Source organism: Paenimyroides ceti (assembly GCF_030409925.1).
This window is the reverse complement of the sequence record NZ_JAUFQU010000001.1, coordinates 599,764-621,791: the sequence shown is the minus strand read 5'-3', so window position 1 is coordinate 621,791 and position 22,028 is coordinate 599,764. Positions and strand designations below refer to the sequence as shown.

At 34.4% G+C, this 22,028-nt stretch carries 21 protein-coding genes and 1 pseudogene; 12 read left to right on the top strand and 10 right to left on the bottom strand.

The genetic code is table 11. The features are described 5' to 3' along the window. Nucleotides 1-23 precede the first annotated feature (23 nt). Nucleotides 24-860 carry a stress-induced protein gene (locus QW060_RS02855; RefSeq protein ID WP_290362202.1) on the bottom strand — a complete coding sequence of 279 codons (837 nt, stop codon included), beginning with the start codon at nucleotides 858-860 and terminating at the stop codon, nucleotides 24-26. A 665-nt stretch (nucleotides 861-1,525) separates the two neighbouring features. Here QW060_RS02855 and QW060_RS02850 point away from each other — a divergent pair. From QW060_RS02850 to QW060_RS02835, 4 genes are all read left to right on the top strand, one after another. Continuing rightward, nucleotides 1,526-2,380 carry an SDR family oxidoreductase gene (locus QW060_RS02850; RefSeq protein ID WP_290362201.1) on the top strand — a complete coding sequence of 285 codons (855 nt, stop codon included), beginning with the start codon at nucleotides 1,526-1,528 and terminating at the stop codon, nucleotides 2,378-2,380. 49 nt (nucleotides 2,381-2,429) lie between these two features. Then, entirely contained in the window at nucleotides 2,430-2,921 is a 492-nt protein-coding gene (locus tag QW060_RS02845; protein ID WP_290362200.1) for a CinA family protein, read from the top strand. A 734-nt stretch (nucleotides 2,922-3,655) separates the two neighbouring features. Continuing rightward, on the top strand, nucleotides 3,656-3,835 hold the full coding sequence (locus QW060_RS02840) for a hypothetical protein (RefSeq protein ID WP_290362199.1): 180 nt from the start codon (nucleotides 3,656-3,658) through the stop codon (nucleotides 3,833-3,835). A gap of 914 nt (nucleotides 3,836-4,749) precedes the next feature. Continuing rightward, complete coding sequence (locus QW060_RS02835) at nucleotides 4,750-4,893, top strand: hypothetical protein (protein WP_290362198.1); 144 nt, start codon at nucleotides 4,750-4,752, stop codon at nucleotides 4,891-4,893. Here the strand turns inward: QW060_RS02835 and QW060_RS02830 are convergent. Beyond that, the gene (locus tag QW060_RS02830; RefSeq protein ID WP_290362197.1) at nucleotides 4,872-5,687 is read right to left on the bottom strand and encodes an AraC family transcriptional regulator; all 816 of its coding nucleotides are present in this window, start codon (nucleotides 5,685-5,687) and stop codon (nucleotides 4,872-4,874) included. The genes QW060_RS02835 and QW060_RS02830 overlap by 22 nt on opposite strands. Nucleotides 5,688-5,832: 145 nt before the next feature. Between QW060_RS02830 and QW060_RS02825 the strand changes: the two genes are divergently transcribed. From QW060_RS02825 to QW060_RS02815, 3 genes are all read left to right on the top strand, one after another. Beyond that, the gene (locus tag QW060_RS02825) at nucleotides 5,833-6,744 is read left to right on the top strand and encodes a GNAT family N-acetyltransferase (protein ID WP_290362196.1); all 912 of its coding nucleotides are present in this window, start codon (nucleotides 5,833-5,835) and stop codon (nucleotides 6,742-6,744) included. A 134-nt stretch (nucleotides 6,745-6,878) separates the two neighbouring features. After that, nucleotides 6,879-7,199, top strand: a complete 321-nt coding sequence (locus QW060_RS02820; protein ID WP_290362195.1) for a hypothetical protein — start codon at nucleotides 6,879-6,881, stop codon at nucleotides 7,197-7,199. After that, on the top strand, nucleotides 7,181-8,077 hold the full coding sequence (locus QW060_RS02815; RefSeq protein ID WP_290362194.1) for a 3-hydroxyacyl-CoA dehydrogenase: 897 nt from the start codon (nucleotides 7,181-7,183) through the stop codon (nucleotides 8,075-8,077). Before QW060_RS02820 ends, QW060_RS02815 begins: the two co-directional genes overlap by 19 nt. A gap of 61 nt (nucleotides 8,078-8,138) precedes the next feature. Here the strand turns inward: QW060_RS02815 and mqo are convergent, their stop codons facing one another. The 4 genes from mqo to QW060_RS02795 all read right to left on the bottom strand — a co-directional run bounded on the left by mqo (nucleotide 8,139) and on the right by QW060_RS02795 (nucleotide 11,697). Beyond that, a complete protein-coding gene (gene mqo / locus QW060_RS02810) occupies nucleotides 8,139-9,731 on the bottom strand; it encodes a malate dehydrogenase (quinone) (protein ID WP_290362193.1) in 1,593 nt (530 codons plus the stop codon). After that, a complete protein-coding gene (locus QW060_RS02805; protein ID WP_290362192.1) occupies nucleotides 9,728-9,988 on the bottom strand; it encodes a hypothetical protein in 261 nt (86 codons plus the stop codon). Before QW060_RS02805 ends, mqo begins: the two co-directional genes overlap by 4 nt. Nucleotides 9,989-10,086: 98 nt before the next feature. Next, entirely contained in the window at nucleotides 10,087-11,439 is a 1,353-nt protein-coding gene (locus QW060_RS02800; protein WP_397386085.1) for a cation:proton antiporter, read from the bottom strand. A 57-nt stretch (nucleotides 11,440-11,496) separates the two neighbouring features. Beyond that, nucleotides 11,497-11,697 (bottom strand): hypothetical protein, encoded by a 201-nt coding sequence (locus tag QW060_RS02795; protein ID WP_290362191.1) that lies wholly within the window; start codon nucleotides 11,695-11,697, stop codon nucleotides 11,497-11,499. 269 nt (nucleotides 11,698-11,966) lie between these two features. Here QW060_RS02795 and QW060_RS02790 point away from each other — a divergent pair, with 269 nt between their 5' ends. The 3 genes and pseudogenes from QW060_RS02790 (at nucleotide 11,967) to QW060_RS02780 (ending at nucleotide 18,075) form a co-directional block, all read left to right on the top strand. Further along, a complete protein-coding gene (locus tag QW060_RS02790; protein ID WP_290362190.1) occupies nucleotides 11,967-12,308 on the top strand; it encodes a DUF6660 family protein in 342 nt (113 codons plus the stop codon). A 127-nt stretch (nucleotides 12,309-12,435) separates the two neighbouring features. Then, nucleotides 12,436-16,799, top strand: a pseudogene (locus QW060_RS02785) (CusA/CzcA family heavy metal efflux RND transporter). Nucleotides 16,800-16,806: 7 nt separating this feature from the next. Beyond that, nucleotides 16,807-18,075: an efflux RND transporter periplasmic adaptor subunit gene (locus tag QW060_RS02780; protein ID WP_290362189.1), complete on the top strand. Its 1,269-nt coding sequence runs from the start codon at nucleotides 16,807-16,809 to the stop codon at nucleotides 18,073-18,075. A gap of 60 nt (nucleotides 18,076-18,135) precedes the next feature. Here the strand turns inward: QW060_RS02780 and QW060_RS02775 are convergent, their stop codons facing one another. The 3 genes from QW060_RS02775 to rho form a co-directional block, all read right to left on the bottom strand. Then, nucleotides 18,136-18,663 carry a DUF4252 domain-containing protein gene (locus QW060_RS02775; RefSeq protein ID WP_290362188.1) on the bottom strand — a complete coding sequence of 176 codons (528 nt, stop codon included), beginning with the start codon at nucleotides 18,661-18,663 and terminating at the stop codon, nucleotides 18,136-18,138. Then, nucleotides 18,660-18,908: a hypothetical protein gene (locus tag QW060_RS02770; RefSeq protein ID WP_290362187.1), complete on the bottom strand. Its 249-nt coding sequence runs from the start codon at nucleotides 18,906-18,908 to the stop codon at nucleotides 18,660-18,662. The genes QW060_RS02775 and QW060_RS02770 overlap by 4 nt, the downstream gene beginning before the upstream one ends. A gap of 98 nt (nucleotides 18,909-19,006) precedes the next feature. Continuing rightward, nucleotides 19,007-20,680, bottom strand: coding sequence for a transcription termination factor Rho (rho, locus tag QW060_RS02765; RefSeq protein WP_290362186.1), 1,674 nt, complete (start codon nucleotides 20,678-20,680; stop codon nucleotides 19,007-19,009). 179 nt (nucleotides 20,681-20,859) lie between these two features. Between rho and QW060_RS02760 the strand changes: the two genes are divergently transcribed. Then, entirely contained in the window at nucleotides 20,860-21,270 is a 411-nt protein-coding gene (locus tag QW060_RS02760) for a DUF4293 domain-containing protein (RefSeq protein WP_290362185.1), read from the top strand. Nucleotides 21,271-21,327: 57 nt separating this feature from the next. On the opposite strand, the gene QW060_RS02755 is transcribed toward QW060_RS02760, so the two are convergent. Further along, nucleotides 21,328-21,807: a DNA-deoxyinosine glycosylase gene (locus QW060_RS02755; protein ID WP_290362184.1), complete on the bottom strand. Its 480-nt coding sequence runs from the start codon at nucleotides 21,805-21,807 to the stop codon at nucleotides 21,328-21,330. Here QW060_RS02755 and QW060_RS02750 point away from each other — a divergent pair. Beyond that, complete coding sequence (locus tag QW060_RS02750; RefSeq protein ID WP_290362183.1) at nucleotides 21,798-22,016, top strand: hypothetical protein; 219 nt, start codon at nucleotides 21,798-21,800, stop codon at nucleotides 22,014-22,016. The genes QW060_RS02755 and QW060_RS02750 overlap by 10 nt on opposite strands. Nucleotides 22,017-22,028: the final 12 nt, after the last annotated feature.

Sequence of the window (22,028 nt, the reverse complement as noted above, 5' to 3'; positions counted from 1 at the left end):
GGGGAAGGTATCCCCTTTTCATTCTAACTATTTCTTCTTCCACCGAAACCTGAACGACTTCTACCAGAAGCTAATCCACCCATACGGGCAATTTTCGTTCTTTTGGATTTACTCATAGAAGCAAAACCTCTATTAGAAGTATCTCCTGTACTTCGGTTTGAACCGGAATTTCCTCCTCTTGAACCCGAACCTCCTCTTCCTGAAGTTGAGTTACTTCTTCCTGAAGTTGAATTACTTCTTCCTGAAGTTGAGTTACTTCTTCCCGAAGTTGAGTTACTTCTTCCCGAACCAGAACTTCCTCTTCCTGAACCAGAAGTTCCTCGTCCAGCCCCTGAGTTACTACTTCCAGATCCAGAATTTCCTCGCCCAGATCCAGAATTTCCCCGTCCTGAGTTAGAATTCCCATTCCCAGATCTTCCTGAGCGTGAACTACCACCTCTTGAGTTAGATGAACTTCTTGAACCTCCTCTACCTGATCGTGAATTATTGCCTGAAGATCTTCGGTTTGATTGACGGCCACTTGAAGTAAAACGCCCTTGAGAATCTCTTGGATGTTGCTGATCGAAATCGTCGTCATCGTCGTCATCGTAATCTTCATCATCCCAATCATCGTCGTCATCGTAATCTTCATCATCCCAATCATCTTCATCATCCCAATCGTCGTTGTCATGAGAATTATGATGGTCCTGATTAAAGTTATCTTCAAAATCAGAGAAATCATCATCGTATTCCTCATCTTCTGATCCATCCTCAAATCCGTGTTCATAACCTAATTGATAAATCTCTTCATGTATTCTTCTCATATCGTCGTTTTGAGAACCTTGAGAGCTTCTTGAGCTTCTGTTACTTCTTGAATTCATAATCTATATGTTTAAAGTTAATATTGTACAAGTGCTAGCTTCTTGCATTAAAAATGATACAATAGATATTCCTTAATAATAATAAGCCAATAGTTAGATCTATATACACTTTAAAAAAATATATAAAGGAATCCAGTCAGAAAAAGCATTCCGAGACGAATATCGATTTTAACATTTACACTATAAATAGATCATTAAAGTTGTTAGACATAAGAGTCGTATTTTTCTTTTAAAAAAGAAACGCAACTACAAATAAAAACAATCTTAAAAATGTTAAAAAAACAAGAATAAATCAAAATGATAAAGATTAAAATTTACAAACAACTCAAAAAAAGTTAAAAAATAAAAATAAAAAGTATTTCAAAAATTATTAAAAAAAACAATCGATTAAATAAATTTTATCTTAAAAAACCTCAAAATGTATATCTTTTACCCAGAAAGAAGAAAAGCTCCACATCTTTTTATACAATAAAAAATTCTCATCCATATTTACATTTTTTATTTAAGTATACCCTTATTCTATAATAAGACTATGGGGTATATATCATTCTGAACAAGTCACATTTAACTCGTTTCAAAATATTCTGAATTTATAGTATTACATTATAATGATTTATAGTATAGTAATTGCATTATATAAGATCAACACAAAAAAATATCTCACCATGAAAAAAGAATTATCCCAAAAAACTGATTTTATGTATTCTGAAAGTAAAGTGAATTCATTTATGAAAATAACACCTAAATACAATACAGAAGAATACATTGGGAACAATAAATTACAAGACAAAAATGTAGTCATTACAGCCAGTGACAATGGTGTAGGTAAAGCGATCAGTATAGCTTTTGCTAAAGAAGGGGCAGATATCATTATGGTTTACAACCATATAAGGCATGAAAAAGAATTAAAAGACCTACTGAGCATCATAAAAAAAATAGGAAGAAAAGCCTGGCTTTTTAAATCTTGTACTTTTGATGACTTTAAATGCAAAAGATTATTTGAAAATATCAAGAAAAAAGTAAAACATATCGATATCATTGTTAACACCTTTCCTATACATCATAAAACAGAAACCGAGAAAGGACATTATCTGTTAAGAAAAAACGATACGTTAAAAATACAATCATTATTTACTCTGGGTCGTATAGCTCCAGATTATCTCTCTGCAAACGGCATCATCATCAACTCAGCTACATTATGTGCTTATGCACAACCTGATCAGTTGATCTTCTATTCTGCTCTGAAAGCAGCTATAAAAAACTACACTCAGGAGATGAACCGTATGTTAGCATTTCACAAAAACAACATACGCATTAATGGAATAACCACCGGATTTATTTGGAGTGATATTTTACCTGAGGCATTGCCAAAATATGAAAACCTTCCTATTGGTATGGAATCAATTGCTCCCATGCATCCATATGAAGTAGCACCACTTTATGTATTTCTGGCCTCAGATGAGTCAAAAACAATAGCAGGTGAAACGTTGGATGCCGGAGGTAAAATTTTTAAGTATTAATAAAACAGTAAGTTCACAAAGAAAGGTGTAAAATAAATTTAACAGTCATATGAAAGATAGTAAACTGGTAAAATGTTGTTCGCTTTTAGCCCAGAAAAAATTAAAAATAGCATTTGCAGAAAGTGCCACTTCAGGAGCATTAGCTGCAAGTTTTGCCTTAACACCAAATTCAGGTGATATATTATTAGGAAGTATGGTATGCTATGATGCCGATGAAAAAAGCAATATACTCCAGATTCCCAAAAAAGTAATTGAAGAATATACACCTGAATCATCAGAAGTAACCGCTTTGATGGCTAAAGGTGCTAAAAAAATATTTGAAAAAGCGGATATCATAGTAGCGGTTACGGGACTTATAAAGAAAGGAGGTAGCGAAAAAGTAGGCAAACCAGTGGGTACTATGTTTATTCATTTTATATTCCCAGACTATGAATATAGGTTAAAGGAAGTCTTTCATGGAAATTCAATAAAGATCATGCGTCAGACGATACTTAAAATTGCAGATATAGTTACAGAACAAATTGTAGAAATTAAAATGTAAATCATTCAATAAGCAATTTCACATCTTAAATATTCTGATGTACCGGAAAATTTTCTAAAGTTGTATTTTCTACATTTGCATAATAAAGGAGAACCAAGTGATAAGCTTTCAATATTGATTGCTACTCACCTTTAGTTCTTTTTGGTAGTGCTTATCTTAAAGATAAGCACTATCTTTTTAGATTCAAATAAACGATAATGATGTATCAAAGGTGGCATTAATTTGTTATTTGTTGATATTCGGATAATACTAATTTCACATAATTAATTATAAGAAGAACACTATCACTCAATTATACTATTCTTACAATTTAAAAAACGAATGATCATAGCACTATAAAAATTAAATATTTTAATCTAATTCTAATAATAACCTCTTGCATAGTATCTTTAATAGTTCCTATATTTGTAGACTCACCTTTTAGTTTCAAAAACTCTGTTAATCGATGACTTTTGTCCTCCGCTAATGGGGTTTTTCAACTCAGAAAAGAATTAAAAGGTGAGATATTTAATTTTTGCGGAGGACTTTTTTTAGAATTTCTTTATTGAGCAAAAATACTTCAATAAACAGCTAAGCCAAAAAATTTATTAATATTATCCATCAGATTTGGATAAATTATTCTTTACTCATTACTTATGACCATCTTATACTATAAATAAAAAACAAAAGTTATCGGATATTACTCATAAAAAAACAGTAACTTTATGATTAACAATAATCTCACCTTTTAACTTATGGTTTTTCCTATTAGATTTATACAGCATCCTCATGATGGAAATATGATGGTTGACCTTAAGGACATCATTGCTATTGATATAGCAACAGATCAATATCATACTCACGTCTTTATCAGAAATGGTAGTTGGATCAGGTTAAAACAAAGTTTTCATTATGTTTCCCAGCATATATATTAGTCTGAAATATAATCTTATTTTTGTAAAAAAAAGTCAAAATACCGTTATTCATTCTACAATTGAAGCATAAATAATACTATTTTTTATTTTTAGCTGGTCGTAACTTTAAGAAAAATCCATATTTACATTTATTCTCTTTTTCCATACACTTAATACCTAAAACGCACCTCTTATTACTTCACGTTATGAATTTCTTTTAATGCATAATACCTTTGAAGTGTCCATTCTACTAAAAGCTTCATTATAAAGACTTCTTGATTAGGGTAGGATCAAGAAAGTAACTTCTCTAAGAATCTTTTAGATGGTGACGGAAAAGTATTGAGTTTTAGGTTATTAATTTTTTTCATAATTCCGTCCCATCTGTTCTAAAAAAGATTTACATGCTATGTTCTATAGCATTTTAAAGCGGACAATTAATAGGCAAAGAATTGGTAAAGCATCCTTGTTTTACCAATTTTTATTTTTAGCCTGATTCAAAATAACAAAACATATAATTTCCTCAGATAAAAAACGAATCCTATTCAATACATTAAATTGGTACATAATGAAAGTGGAATGATTAGATACTTATCACTAAATAATATTTGGAAAAAACAACTGTAAGCTTTCATTCATCTCTTCCATAGTCTGTTCAACGACTTTTTGATCAGTGACAAGCCAAGCTGTAAAAACTATTTAAAGATAGAGGTTCATGAATACCAATAAATAAAACCTGATCTGTATTATTTTCCTTGCTATTTTCCATACCCCATAAAAAAACAGTTATTCCTTATTATTCAACGATATAGCTTATATTTTATCACTTACTACTTTGCATTATCACAACTAAAAAAAAACAGTCATCTTTGACATACAAATTGTAATTCGCAAATTAATTCTTCTCTCCATGGTCTTTTTTTGCTGATTTACATAACATGGATGAGGCGGAGCGAAAAGGGTTAATTTCACATAGTTTATTTTTCATAACTCCGCCGATTCCATATTACTTCCAATATCATTTCCCTTCCAATTTATTTTACTACTATAAAACAATTACTTATAGAGTTGATTTTCTGTAAATCAAAGGTGAACTATTTGTATATTTCTTAAAATAACGGCAAAACTGAGAAGCATCAGTAAAATTTAATCGTTCTGCTATTTCATATACTGGCAAATCACTGGCACTTAAATACGATTTAGCCTTAATAATTACCAGCTCTGTGATAATAATAGATATCGATTTACCCGTTCTCTGACGAATAAGAGTGGTTAAATATTTTGGTGTCAGTTTGAGTTTATCTGCATAAAATTGTACTGAACGTTTATTCATATAGTGCTGATGAACCAGATTAAAAAAATTAAAAATAACCAAATCTTTTCTTGATGCATTGGTAAGCGTTTCTTCTTTTTGCGCATAAAACACATTTATCTGACCGATGAGTGAAAACAATAAATACTTTAGAATGCTATCATGAAATATAGAATGAGCCTGCTCTTTGTTGCTCTTCAACAATTCAAAATAGCGAATATACATCTGCGTTTCTTCCAGAGTCAAAGCCAAAATCGGATGCTGTGTCAGCGTATTGAGAAAACGATAATCTGAAGGCAAGATCAATTCTGAAATGGTATCGAAGCGGAACATAAGACAAAAGAATAAACTGCCTTTATCAGCATCTTTTACTGTAATAACACTTTGAGGCATTACCACCAGCAAATCGTTCTGCAACATCTGTTTATTCTGAATGTTTACCGCTACCTGAACAGTACCTTTTACACATAAAGAAATAAGAATGCCATCAGAAGCATATCCTTTTTTATAAAAAATATCCGGTATCAAAACTTCCGATTTTAAAACAATAAAATCATGTATCATCAATTTACAGATTATTAAATTTATTACTCCAATACTTACAAAAATAATTAATAGCCTCTATAAAAGAACCATTTGCACATTATTTAATGCTTTGAGTACAACAGATTGTCACGAATTGTAAGGAATTTTGTAAAAAACATAGAAGATGAAAACAGAAAGTATTTTAGTAAACGATAAAACATATAACTTATATATTGAATATCAGACGGATGAAAAAAAACGTTTTGAGTTCAATAATATGACAGAAAAAGAATGGGGTTTCGATTTTGAGAGCTTTTACCAATCCGGATATTGGAAAAACAATTGTTGTCTCTATTCGATATTTTATAAAGAAGAAATTGTATCCCACACAACGGTAACCTTATTCGAAGTAATAGTAGCGTCAGAGAAAAAAGTTTGGGCACAAATTGGCACTGTGATGACCAAAAAACACTTTCAAAAACAGGGACTATCACGCTATCTTATGCAAAGAATTCAGCAGGATTTTAATGATAAAATTGAGGGGATGTTTCTGTTTGCAAATAATTCGGTTTTAGATTTTTATCCAAAATTTGGTTTTATACCGGTAAACGAATTTCAGGCTGGCAAAAAGATTCACTATAAACAATCCTCTTTTCATGTAAAACAATTAGATATGGATCATGAAAACAACAGAAAGCTATTAGAAACTTATATTGAACATGCGCACCCAAATTCTTTTTTTAACCTTAAGAATCTTGATCTTACTTTTTTCTATTGCTATGCCTATCCTGATTTTGGCTTTAAGAACGCTGTATTTCATATAGAAGCTTTAGACACTATAGCAATAGCACAAATTGAAGAAAACGTGTTGCACCTTCTCTATGTATTTAAATTGAGAAATGTAGATATGAATGACATAATACAGGCATTAAGCAATCCTGAGATTACAGAGGTTGTGTATGGGTTTACACCGCAGGATAAAGACGTAACCTTTACCCCATACAAAGAAGAAGATCTCACTCTTTTTGTTTCAAAAGAGTTAGAAAGTTTATTTAAGGAACATCAGCTTATGATTCCGCTTCTTGCACATACTTAATATCATCTTTTAAAACATTCGGTCTCCTATACAACTTGAGACCGTATGCTATAACATTCCATAGTGAAAACATAGTATTGCTAGCATAAATTTCTTTCATTTTTTATAAACTAAAAGAGTTCGATAAAAATTTTTTGGTTATATTCGAACTAAAGGATTCTAAATCCGAAAAGATGAAGTATACCTGCAAAAAAATAAACGATTCGCATTCTTCTTTTGACAGTTCCCATAAAGAAAAAAGATTTTTTTTTATAAATGAACTCATTTCAGAATATCAAAATCTGATCTTGTTCAGAAACCAATGTTTACAAACAATATGTCATGTCGGCAATCGAAAATATATGCTTTTACTCATATTGATATTGAGTTCAATAGATATAAGTTTATCAGATTCAGACAATATCTCAATAACAAACCTATCTCAAATACATAAACTATGGAAATTAATAATGTAACTGTAGCCGGAAGTGGTGTTTTAGGAGCACAAATTGCTTTTCAAACTGCTTTTTACGGATATAAAGTCACTGTATATGACATCAGTGACGCAATTTTAGAAAAAGCAAAAATAACTTTTAACAGACTCAGCACAGCCTATAAAGAAGACCTGAAAGCTACAGACCATCAGTTAGAAACAGCTTTCAATAACCTCAACTATTCATCAGACCTTAGTTTAGCTGTTAAAGATGCTGATTTGGTGATTGAAGCCATTCCGGAAAATCCAAAAATAAAAATGGATTTTTATGAGAAACTTTCCAAAGCAGCTCCTCTAAAAACCATTTTTGCCACAAACTCTTCAACACTGCTGCCAAGCCAGTTTGCAAAATCAACTCATAGACCTTCACAGTTTTTAGCCTTGCATTTTGCCAATGAAATCTGGAAGCACAATACAGCTGAAATCATGGGGCATTCGGGCACAGATCCGCAAGTATTTGAAACGGTTGTTTCATTTGCTAAATCAATAGGTATGGTCGCTCTTCCGTTACATAAGGAACAACCCGGATATATTGTAAACTCGTTGTTGGTACCCTTCCTAAGTGCAGCGACCAATCTATTGGTGGAAGGCGTAGCTGATGTAGCTACAATAGACAAAACATGGATGGTAGCAACCGGTGCTCCGGTGGGACCTTTTGGTATTCTTGATATTGTAGGGATTACCACTGCATATAACATCAATAAAATGGCTGCAGATTCTACAAAAGATCCTTTAAAAATCAAAACGGTAGAATACCTCAAAACGAATTTTATAGATAGTGGAAAATTAGGTGTTGCGGCAGGCGAAGGTTTTTACCAATATCCTAATCCCGAATATAAAAAAGAAGATTTTCTAAAATAAAACAGAGGCTGCTAATGCAGCCTCTACTTTACTTCTATATAGTAAATTACATATCTTATTTTTATTGATCTACCTTCATATTATATTTATTGGTATCAATTTCTTTCCAAATCAATCCCAAAGTTTCCGCATTGTACTTTCTGATCTCATTTGCCATATCAAGATTTTCAGAAAGCTTTTTACCATAAGAAGGGATCATTTTTTTCATCTTGGCTTGCCACTCAGGTGTTTTCATTTTATCTGCATAGCATTTTTCTACTACTTTAAGCATAATAGATACTGACGTAGACGCACCCGGTGACGCGCCTAATAATGCGGCTACACTCCCATCTGAAGCGGTTACCACTTCCGTTCCAAACTGTAAAATACCGCCTTTTGTAGTATCATCAAGTTTTATCACCTGTACTCTTTGTCCGGCAATCTTAAGATCCCAATCCTTCATTTGAGCTGTAGGCATATACTGTCTTAAAGCCTCTAAACGTTGTTCCGGAGTCAAGACAACCTGTTCTATAAGATATTTTGTCAGCGGTATATTATCAAGCCCTGCTTCTAAAACAGGTCTTAGGTTGTAAAAATTAAAAGATTCCGGAAGATCAGTCCATTTGCCATTCTTTAAAAATTTTGGAGAAAAGCCGGCAAACGGACCAAAAAGTAGTTCTTTTTTTCCATTGATGATTCGTGTATCTAAATGAGGTACCGACATCGGAGGTGAGCCAACAGAAGCTTTGCCGTATACTTTTGCTGCATGTTGTGCAATAATATCAGGATTATTACATACAAGCCACTCACCGCTCACCGGAAAACCACCATAACCTCTTGCTTCTGGGATGTTGGTTTTTTCAAGTAAAGGAAGGGTGGCTCCGCCAGCTCCAATAAAAACAAATTTTGAATGAATGCTTTTCAAAATATTATTTTTGAGATCCTTTACGGTTACTCTCCAGGTAGCATCTTTATTTCGTTTAATATTAATAACCTCATGGTTAAATTCTATCCGCATATTAGATGATTTTTCCATATTAGAGGCTAACTCTTCTGTAAGAGCACCAAAATTTACATCAGTACCAATATCAATTTTTGTAGCCGCAATTTTCTGACGGGAATCCCTTTCTTTCATAATCAGAGGAGCCCATTGCTTGATCAGTTCAGAATCTTCAGTAAATTCCATCCCTGTAAACAATGGATGTTTTTGGAGTGCTAAAAAACGTTTTTTAAGATATTCGCTGTCTTTTTCTCCAATTACAAAACTCATGTGTGAAGTGGGGTTTATAAATTTCGAAGCTGAACTTATTTTATGATTGGCTACCAGATAAGACCAAAACTGTTTAGAAACTTCAAAAGACTCATTTACTTCCACTGCTTTATGAATATCAATGCTTCCGTCACTTAACTCCGGCGTATAATTAAGCTCACACAAAGCAGCATGTCCTGTACCTGCATTATTCAGCGCTGCTGAACTTTCCATACCTACGGCCTCAAGTCTTTCATAGGTGACCATAGTAAGATTGGGGTCTAATTCATGAAGCATATTAGCCAAAGTAACACTCATTATACCGCCACCAATCAACACTACATCAACTGTTTCAGTTTCACTGCTTTTATTATTACAGGAAATAAAAGCAAGAATACACAATAAACCTATTAGTTTCTTTTTCATTTATTACTGATTTGAATAAGCAGATTAATGACTTTTGAAAAAGAGTAAAGAAACAAAAACACAATTGCTCCCGTAAGAAAACTAAAAGCTGGTAAAATCCATGCTCCGGTTCCTCTTGGTGTAGCCAAAAGATAAACAGTGATTATCAATGCACCAATACCTATAACATAGGATAAAAACAAAAAAATTGCCGACAGAATTTTTAATGTTTTTTGCTGTTTGTTGTATTCATTTTGAGTCGCAGTCATATCAATCATATATTTAATTAATGAATATTCTTTCTTAAATATACAAAAAAAATTATGAATACTTTAACAATAAAACAAAATTATCAATAAAACAATTTTATAAATATTTACAGATGACCGGATCCTGTTATTTTTAATTCATTTAAATCAATCTGTACTTCAGCTTTTCTTATTTCTTCATCTTCAAATGCATGCTCCTTTTTTAGTCTGAACAATTCCTTACGCTGCTCAGAATAAATTTTCATAAGTAAAGAATGGTATTTCTTGATTTCTTTATGCTTAATCTCTCCACATTCAAAAGATTCTAAACGTTGCTGTATATTATATACTTCATTTTTTATAGTTGTTCTGTACAAAGCTATCAATTCATTTCCTTCAGCATCTGAGTTACCATATTTTTCGAGTAATCTTATCGCTACATCATCCAGACACAACTGTATACGCGCCTGCTGTTCATCTTCAGGCATAATATCATCAATTTCTTCAATTTTAATAAGCTTGATCACTAAAGGTAATGTTAAACCCTGAAAAACAAGAGTAACAAAAATGACGACAAAAGTCGTAAATATGATCAGGTTCCTTTGTGGAAAAGTTACACCGTTGTCCATAAGAACCGGAATTGACAATGCCGTTGCCAAAGAGACTACTCCTCTCATTCCTGCCCAGCTGATGATTAAAGGACCTTTCCAGCCTGGTGATGGATCTCTTCTTGCTTTGGCACTTAACCATCTCGGAATATAAGCTGAAGGATATACCCACAGATAACGCAATACAATAGTAATTGCACTTATAATCAATCCATAACGAATACCATCGGCAATAGAATAACTTCCTAATCCACGTATGATTTCAGGTAACTCTAATCCAATCAGAATAAACACTAATGCGTTCATGACAAAAATAAGCGTTGTCCATACTCCCAGCATATTCAAGCGGGTACTTCCGGTTTTAAAAACTTCATGAGCTCTGTAAGACATGAACAATCCACCACTCACTACGGCCATTACTCCTGAAAAATGAAATTGTTCTGCACAGAGAAAAAGTATATACGGAGTCATTACCGTTAAAGCCGCATCAATTGGAGGAGTAGTAGGTAAAAAGCGATGAATTACATAAAGAATATGCGCTCCTGCCAGACCAACTACTGTGCCCATACCTGCTACCATAAAAAACTGGCCCGTTGCCTCCTGCATCGAAAAAGTTCCGGTCAATACAGCTGCCAGTGCAAACCGGAAAACAATCAAAGAAGAAGCATCATTTATAAGGCTTTCTCCTTCCAATATTGTCATAAGTCTTTTAGGTACTTTCATTCCTTTTAAAACCGTTGCAGCAGCTACTGCATCAGGAGGAGAAACAATACCTCCTAATAAAAAACCCAAAGCCAGAGTAAAACCGGGAATAAGCAGAGCTGATGTATAGGCAATAATGGAAGACGTAAAAAATACGAGTCCAAAAGCCAGTAAAGCAATCGGTCTCTTCCACTTCCAAAAGTTATTCCATGAAGTATACCATGCAGCTTAATACAGCAGAGGAGGCAGAAAAAACAGAAAAATAAGTTCAGGGTCTAAATGAAGTTCCGGAACTCCGGGAATAAAACTGATTCCGAGACCTGCTATTACTAAAAATACAGGATAAGCAACCCTGATACGCTGTGCCAGCATTACAAGCAAGAAAACAACAAATAGTAAGCACAGAATTAAAAGTAAATTGTGATGCATGATGTAAAAAAATAGTCCATAAATAAAAAACTTCCCATTGAGCAAATCATAAAGACTAAAATGATATAACTCTCAATTGCTAAAAAATGCCTCTGATTCGACAGTATTAAATATATAAAAAAACAGAATATCCCTTTCTAATCCATTAAATTCCATTTCTTTTTGAGGAAAAAAAATATTCTGTTTACAAAATATTTATTTACAATTCCCTAATTTATTCATAAATACGTTGCTATGAAGAAGAAAAAATTTTTACCTTTACGGCGTTAATGAAACTAAGAGTCTTCATATTATCTGTTTTTATCATGGCCTTATCTTTAGTACCATGTAGTGACAGTATGCCTCTGAGTAATATCTTTACACCACTGAAAACCCTCACACAGAGTTCAATAAATCACAACGGTCACGATCATTCAAACAAGACAGATTTATGCAGTCCTTTTTGTAGTTGTAACTGTTGTGGCAGTATCATTGCTTCTATTTCTCTACCTGAAACTCTAAGTTTTTCAGCATTGATACCCATGAATGGTGCGCGTGAAATTATATATAACAATCCGGAATACTCCAGTTATATTGATAGTATCTGGCAGCCGCCAAAAATTAAAGCTTAATTTATTGTAACCAGTCTTTGAAGAGGATAACTGTTTCTTGCACACTGCAAAAACAGCTGTTTTCTTTATATACTATCTGAAATTTATATTCAGAATATTCAATAATTAATTTTTAATTAAAAAATTCATGTTAGATACTATAATCAAGTTCTCTATAAAGAACAAATTCATTATTGCCATAATGACTTTGTTATTAGTCATCTGGGGAATATGGAGTGCCACAAAAATCCCTATCGATGCACAACCCGACATCACCAACAATCAAGTCCAGATTATTACGCTATGTCCTACTCTTGCCGGGCAGGAAGTAGAGCAATTAGTAACCTTCCCTATCGAACAAAGTATTGTAAACCTTCCTGATTTAGAAGAGGTAAGAAGTATTTCAAGATTTGGTCTTTCTGTTATAACAGTTGTATTCGATGATGATGTTGATATTTATTTTGCAAGACAGCTCATATCTGAAAGATTAAAAGAAGCTGAAAGTAAAATTCCTGCCGGAATCGGAATACCTGAATTAGCCCCTGTAAGTACCGGTTTAGGAGAAGTATATCAATATATATTACATCCTAAAAAAGGAAGTGAAAAAAAATATACTGCTATGGATCTCCGGACTATGCAGGATTGGATTGTAGCCCGCCAGTTATATGGAACTCCCGGAATTGCAGAAATCAATAGTTTCGGAGGTTTACTCAAACAATATGAAGTAGCTGTAAATCCGGATCGGTTAAAAGCAATGAGCATCAGTATTACTGATATCTTTACTGCATTGGAAAAAAACAATGAAAATACTGGAGGTGCTTATATTGACAAAAAACCAAATGCCTATTTTATACGTGGAGTTGGTCTTGTAAAGACATTAGAAGATGTAGGCAATATTGTAGTAAAAAATGATACCGGCAGCGTGCCGATTTTTATAAAAGATGTAGCAGAAGTTCGCTTTGGAAGTGCTGTCCGTTACGGAGCCATGACTTATAACGGAGAGGTTGACGCTGTTGGAGGTGTTGTCATGATGCTCAAAGGAGAAAATGCAGATAAAGTAGTAAACAGGGTTAAAGAAAAAATCCCTACCATCCAGAAATCACTTCCTGACGATGTTATTATAGAACCTTATCTCGACCGTACCGATTTGGTAGGAAGAGCTATGAACACGGTAAAAACAAACCTTATTGAAGGTGCTTTGATTGTTATCTTTGTTCTGGTTATTTTTCTTGGGAATTTAAGAGCCGGACTCATCGTTGCTTCTGCCATTCCTTTATCCATGCTTTTCGCACTGGCCATGATGAATCTTTTTGGAGTGAGTGCCAACCTTATGAGTTTGGGAGCTATTGATTTCGGACTGATCATTGACGGATCTGTCATTGTGGTGGAAGCCACTATGCACCATCTTGGAATGAGGAAGTCCATGAAACGTCTTACACAACAGGAAATGGACGAGGAAGTATTTGTGTCGGCTTCAAAAATCCGTACGAGTGCCGCTTTCGGAGAAATTATTATTCTTATTGTTTATATACCGATTCTTACATTGGTAGGCATTGAAGGAAAAATGTTTACGCCTATGGCTAAAACAGTAGGTTTCGCAATCTTAGGTGCACTTATTTTATCGTTTACATACATTCCTATGATGAGTGCATTGTTCTTGCCTAAAAAGATGAGTGGTAAAAAGAATTTCTCGGACAAACTAATGGATTTTCTGCAAAAAATATACGAGCCATTATTGCATAAAGCCATCAAAGCAAAGTATATATTTATAGGACTTTCTGTGAGCTTATTTGCCTTCAGTATTTATCTTTTTTCCAGAATGGGAGGCGAATTTCTACCGACATTAGGAGAGGGTGATTTTGCCTACCATTGCATATTACCTCAGGGAACTTCCCTGAGCCAGAGTATCGAAACATCTATGCAGGCATCCCGAATCATCAAAGAATTTGATGAAGTGAAAATGGTTGTAGGGAAAACAGGAGCGGCTGAAGTACCTACCGACCCCATGCCGCCGGAAGCAACAGATATGATGGTGATTTTGAAACCGCAAAAAGAATGGAAAACAAAAAAAACTTATGATGAACTAGCAGAAGAAATCAATGAAAAACTGGAAGCAATTCCCGGAGTTTTCTTTGAAAAAAACCAGCCGATACAAATGCGTTTCAATGAACTGATGACAGGAATACGACAAGATGTAGCCGTAAAAATTTTCGGTGAAGATCTGGATGTATTACTGGAATATGCAAATAAAGTAAGTGCTGTAATCCAAAGTGTTGAAGGCGCTACTTCACCTCAGGTAGAACGCGTATCAGGTTTACCTCAGATCAATATTGAATACGACCGCACCCGAATGGCAAATTACGGTTTGAACGTACAGGATGTTAACAGTATCATTAGTACGGCTTTTGCCGGAAAAGCTGCAGGCGTTGTATATGAAAACGAGAGAAGATTTGACCTTGTTGTTCGTCTGGACAGTCTTCACAGAAGTTCGATTGAAGATGTCAACAATTTATTTGTTCCAATGGCAAACGGTAATCAAATTCCGCTTTCACAAATTGCAAAAATTGATTACAAACTGGGACCTGCGCAAATAAGCCGGGAAGATGGTAAAAGAAGAATCGTTATCGGATTTAATGTACAGAACAGAGATGTTGCCAGCGTAGTAAAAGAAATACAGGCAAAATTAGATACAGAAGTCAAACTTCCGTCAGGATATTATTTTACCTATGGAGGGCAGTTTGAAAACCTCCAGAAAGCAACTGACAGACTTTTAGTGGCTGTACCCATCTCATTACTGCTGATTTTTATTTTGTTATATTTTACCTTTCATTCGATACGGGAAGCCTTACTTGTATATGCAGCCATCCCTATGAGTGCTATCGGAGGTGTATTTGCGATGTTACTCCGAGGAATGCCCTTTAGTATCTCCGCAGGTGTCGGTTTTATTGCTTTGTTTGGTATTGCTGTTTTAAACGGAATTGTATTGATAACCACTTTTAACAGGCTGGAAAAAGAGGGGTGGAAAGACCTTGTTCCAAGAGTTATTGAGGGGACAAAAACCAGATTGAGACCGGTTTTAATGACTGCAATGGTAGCCAGTTTCGGATTTTTACCAATGGCAATCAGTACTGGTGCAGGAGCTGAAGTCCAGAAACCTTTGGCAACTGTAGTCATCGGAGGGCTTATTTCTGCCACTTTGCTTACACTATTTATACTGCCGTTGCTGTATATTACTTTTAACGGAAAAAATAAATCTAAAAAAGATATCTGATGAAAGCTGTTTTCACCACACTAATTATAACTTTTATGTTATTGGGCACTTCAGATTCCAGTGCCCAAACCAGAATCATAACACTTGATGAAGCTATTGATCTGGCACTGGAAAACAATTTGAATATCAAAGCAGCATCCTTAAATAAAGAAGCTGCTCAAAAACTGGAACAATCATCATTTGAACTACCTAAAACCAATGTTTCTTTTCAATACGGGAACAATGAAGGCTTTGAGTATAACGATGGTATCCAGATTTCACAAAGCATCCCTTTCCCCACTCTTTTCGGAGCGAAAAAACAATTATTCGAAGCACAGACACAAGGAAAGGAATGGGATAAACAAAATTCAGTAAATGAATTAAAAAGTCAGGTCAGAAGCTACTATTATCAATTGAGATTTCTTGAAAATAATGCCGAAAAGCTGCGTTACTTAGATGGCCTGTATGAAGACTTTGTAAAAATTGCTTCTCTGCGTTATAAAACAGGAGATACACGAAAAATAGATATCAATACAGCAGAAACGCAACGCGGAGAAATTACATTGTTGTATCAGCAAAATGAAATATACATTCAAAATGCCTATAAGAATCTGAAAACGCTTTTACAGATAAAAGAAGATTTCAACATTCAGAAAGAAACCTTCAGTCCAATGTTTTTAAGCTCGGTCATAAACAGTGATGCAGTAGCCAATCATCCAAAAATAAATGCTTTGCTGCAACAGGCAAAAATTGCAGAACAAAGCAAGAAAGTGGAAAAAGCACAAGCGTTACCCGATATCAGTCTGGGGTACAACAATGTGTCCCTGATTGGTATGCACACAAAGAATAACATAGACAGCTATTACGGAAGAAGCCAGCGTTTTAGTTTTTTTGATGTTGGTATCACTATTCCCATTACTTTCGGTGCCACAAAATCACGTATACGCTCATTAGAAGCTCAGAAACAGGCTGCCGAACTATCTGCTGAGATGCAACGACAGCAATTAATTACCGATTTTGAGAATTCAATGCAGCAATATGAACAAAATGTGAGACAGTATAACTATTACTACAAACAAGCATTACCTAATTCAGAAGAAATGATCACCATTTCGCAACTCGGGTATAAAACAGGTGAAATATCCTATGTAGAATATCTGTATGCATTGAATATGGCAACGAATGTTCAGTTAAAATATTTAGAAGCGATCCAGAAAATTAATCAATCGGTAATTGATATTAATTCATTAATTAACAAATAATAAAGCTATGATGCTATCTATAAAAAAAATAATTAAAATTTCGGGAGTACTCTTTTTGGTACTTTCTCTTACTGCCTGCACAAAACACAAAGAAGGAGACGGTCACAATCATGGATCAGAAACCAAGAAAGAAGCTACGGAGAAAGAAGAACATGATGAGTCAGAAGAAGAAATAGCAACGCTAAATGATGAACAAATTAAAGCAGTTGGTATTACTTTTGGTAAAATAGAAGAAAGACAACTCACTGCTACCATCAAAGCAAACGGTTTTCTAAAAGTTCCGAATAACAGTCAGGCCAATGCTACTTCCCTATTTGGCGGCGTTATCAAAAGTCTTCCTATTGAAATCGGAGACTATGTAAAAAAAGGTCAGGTTATTGCCCGTATTGAAAACCCACAGTTTGTACAATTACAGGAAGAATATATGACGATTAAAAATAATATCTCTTTGACAGAGCAGGAAATTGCTCGTCAGAAAGAATTGAATGAAGGAGGTGCGGGTGCTTTAAAAAATCTTCAAAATGTAGATACACAGATAAAAAATTTCCGGGCGCGAAAAGCTTCTCTTGAGAAACAGATACAGCTGATGGGAATCAATCCGGCAACCATCAGCAATAGTAATTTGCAGGCATCATTAAACGTAACCAGCCCGGTCTCAGGCACCGTAAGCAACATTTTTGCTAAAATTGGCAGTTATGTAGATGTATCTTCACCCGTGGCTGAAATTGTTGATAATTCTAAATTACACTTAGATTTACAGGTGTTTGAAAAAGATTTGCCTAAATTAAAAATGGGACAGACCATTTATTTTACTCTTACCAATAATCCAACAGAGCAATACAGTGCCACTATATTCAGTATCGGTTCTTCCTTTGAAAACGACAGTAAAACAGTAGCTGTTCACAGTGAAGTTACCGGAAATAAAAAAGGACTGATCAACGGAATGAATGTAACAGGACTGATCAGTCTGGAAAAAGCCAGTACGCCATCTGTACCCAATGATGCTATTGTCGGAGATGGAGGAAAATACTATATTTTTGTTTTAAGTGACAAAGAACCGGAACACGAACACAAAGAAGGAGAAAGTCATGACCATGCCAAAGAAGTAAAACAAACCCGTTTTGAAAAGGTAGAAATACTTAAAGGTACTTCCGAAGCAGGCTATACCGCTATTACGCTTGTTTCAAAAAATATTCCGACAGATGCAAAGATTGCTACAAAAGGAGCATTCTTTATCAATGCCAAACTCAGTAATACGGAAGGACATGCACACTAAGTAAAAATAAAACAATATATAATAAATAAAAGGGTTTGTAATGCATTACAAATCCTTTTATTATTTAGCAGCTTTACTGATAGCCCCGCCACCGGGAATGTTCATTTTAGAAGTCAAAGCTGATATCTCATCAAGACTGAAATTTCCGGTAAGTATCAATACTACTGTTTCACTTGTACCCGCACCATCTGTAAACATTACCAATTCATTGATATTATTTCTGGTTGCCGCTTTGTTTACATAAAACACAATATTGTTTCCTTTCTCATTTACCGTCATTAGCTGATCCATATTTTTTGATCCGGTATATTGAGTAACGGCTGTTTTTAGTTCTGCTGATTTACCTGCATTTTTTGTTTTATACGTTGTCAACAAATCCAGTTTTTTGATCAATGCGAGATAGGCTTGATTTTCTTTATCATTTGAATCCATCTTTACATTAGCCATCATCTGAAACATTTTTTTGTTGACCACAACTGTTTCTACATTGGGTTGCTTTTGGAACTTGTCAAAAACATCCTGAGCCAATAGTTTCTGACTTGTCAGAAAGAAACTTATGAACGCTATATAACATACAATCGTCTTCATTTTTTAGATATTTTGTTTTTTGTTTTTTCAAATTCTTCCAGATGTTTCACTGAAATAATTCCTTGGTTTATATGGGCAGAAACATTCTGTAAGGCTTTTTTTACGGCTGCATTAGCCTCTTCGGGAGTCGCAAACGTATTTTCGATATCTGTTGTTTTCTTTTGATTAAACTGATAATATATGATTACACTTACCAGTAAGGTAGCAAATAGTACGCCATAGAAATACAAAATATTCTTATTCATCCGTTATCTTGTTTAAAACAAACTTAGTAATAAACTTTAAATAAAAAAAGCCGTCTGAAATCAGACAGCTTTTTGAAGAATCTATAATTGACTTATAATTAATCATTCATGGTATGTAAAAATTCCTCGTTTGAGGTAGTCTTCTTTATTTTATCATAGATAAGCGTCATCGCTTCTACAGAGTTCATATCTGCCAGGTGATTCCTTACAATCCACATACGCTGTAACACTTCAGGATCTAATAGTAAATCATCACGGCGTGTACTTGACGAGGTAAGATCAACAGCCGGGAAAATACGTTTATTAGCAATCTTACGATCCAATTGCAATTCCATGTTACCGGTACCTTTAAATTCTTCAAAAATAACCTCATCCATTTTTGATCCCGTATCTGTAAGCGCTGTTGCTATGATACTTAATGAACCTCCGTTTTCAATATTACGTGCCGCACCGAAAAAACGTTTTGGTTTTTGAAGTGCATTTGCATCAACCCCTCCGGAAAGGACTCTACCTGAAGCAGGCTGTACCGTATTATAAGCTCTTGCAAGACGTGTGATTGAATCTAACAGGATAACTACATCAAGACCGCATTCTACCAATCGTTTTGCTTTTTCTAAAACGATATTAGCCAGTTTCACATGTTTTTCTGCAGGTTCGTCAAAAGTAGAAGCCACTACTTCTCCCCGCACACTTCGTTGCATATCGGTTACCTCTTCCGGACGTTCATCGATAAGTAACACGATCAGATAAACTTCCGGGTGATTTGAAGCAATAGTATTCGCAATATCTTTTAATAAAACAGTTTTACCTGTTTTTGGCTGTGCCACAATCATACCGCGTTGTCCTTTTCCAATTGGAGCAAACAAATCTATAATACGCGTAGAAATAGAACTGTTTCTGCTTGCCAGATTAAATTTTTCATTAGGAAATAAAGGCGTTAAGTGTTCGAATGCAATACGATCGCGAACAGCTTCCGGATCATGCCCGTTGATTTTTTTTACTTTAATAAGGGGAAAAAACTTTTCTCCTTCTTTCGGAGGACGCACAACTCCCTTAACGGTATCACCTGTTTTAAGACCAAACAAACGTATTTGCGACTGAGACAAATAAATATCATCAGGAGAAGAAAAATAGCCATAATCAGACGAACGTAAAAATCCGTATCCGTCCGGCATCATTTCTAAAACTCCTTCAGTTTCAATGATTCCGTCAAACTCATAGTCAGGTTCCCGGTAGTTCGGTTTTTTCTGATTTGAATTCTGGTTTTGTTGATTTTTATTTTTGAATTGGTTTTGGGCCGCTTTTGGGGTATCGTCTGTAGACTCATTTACTTCGGAAGAAGTATTTTCCTTTGAAACAGGAGGTGTATTTTTATTGGATTTGGAATGCTGTTCTTTACCTTTCCGGTCAAAATCTTTTTGAGGTTTTCTTTGTTGAGGGACACGTGAACCGTTATCTGCTTCTTTTACTTCGCTGTCAGATTCTGTATGTTCTGTTTCATTTACCTTTTGCGCATGCGGTTCATGCTTAGGTTGCTCTGCAACAGCTTCAGTTCTTACAATACGTTTCCTTTTCGATTGCTCTTTTACCTCTTCTTTGGCTGCTTCCGGAGCAGGAGGTTCCTGAGCACTCGTATGCTTACTTTGAAATTCTAAGATATTTTCGATTATTTCATTTTTTCTTAATGTACGATAACTTTTAATATCAAGAGTTTTTGCGATTTCCTGAAGCTCAACAAGCTTCATATCTTTTAATAAAGAAATGTCAAACATATATGACTTATTTGTTGTTTATTTTTTTTGAAAATAATAAATTGAAGTGATTTTTGCCAGAGATTACTCGTATAATGAAGCACTTACGAATTTCTAATGCAATATTACAATTTTTTTTTAATAAACAATAGGTATTTAAGAAAAAGAAACTGTATTTTTGTAAGAAATACCAGATCCAAATGATTCAAAGGATACAAACTGTTTATTTATTTCTTGTTTTTGTTGTTTCAGGGATTCTTTCTCTGCTATTTCCATTATGGAAAGACATGAACGGAAAAGATGTATATGCGGGTCAGAATACGTTGTACGTAGTTCTTTTCGGAGCTGCTGCCGCGTTAAGTGTTATTGCTATTTTAGGATACAAAAAAAGACAATCCCAATTTGTGTATAACAGATTGAATATGATATTGAACTTTATATTACTAGGATTATTTGTGTATCAGTCGCTAAATTTATCTGGAGAAGCTACGGTTTCTGAGAAAGGTATTGGGATGTTTCTTCCTGTTGTTTCTATTTTTTTATTAGTTTTTGCTAATAAAGCCATCAAAAAGGACGAAGACCTTGTAAAATCTGCCGACCGTATACGATAAACCTGTCATCTTAGTTTATTAGTGCGTTAAAAATCCGGCTTTATAAGTCGGATTTTTTTATGGATTGATTTTCACTTTCCAGTCTGCCAGTTTTTCTTCATATCGTAAACGGGCATTAGCAGGACTTGGTGAGGCCAGCACCACTAAACGAACCGGAAGCGAATCTTTATAAACCTTAAAAAACCATTGATAAGCCTGTTGACTCGTAAAATAAAATGTACCCACATTAGGATATTGCTTTAAAAGAGTTTCAAAATCATTAATTTCCCTGTTTTTTATGGCACTATCCAGACTGCCTTCTCTGTGTGCCTGACGCACCACATCCCACAGACCAAAACCTTTAGTTTGCAGATAACGTACTCTATCTTCATATTCACTATTTAATTCTGCCTCAAAAACATCATAAAAGAGTTTCCAGAACTTATTTTGAGGATGCGCATAATACCTTTGCTCAGATAAGGATCTTTCTCCCGGCAAAGTACCTAAAAATAATGAATGAGTGTTTTCGTTAATAAAAGGGCTAAAAGATGCTTTCATATTTCAAAAATATAAAAAACAAGGCAGAAAGCTGTTTCATTTTACATCGTATAATAATGTACAATGATAACCATACTTCTATAAATTGTAAGTTGAACAGTTTAGCAATAATGATTTCCTTCACACCTGTTTTAATACCCGGCACTCAAACTGAAAAACAGATTAAGGAAAGATATGAACTCATAGGCAGGTACATTGCATTCCTATAAGTCTGGTATAAA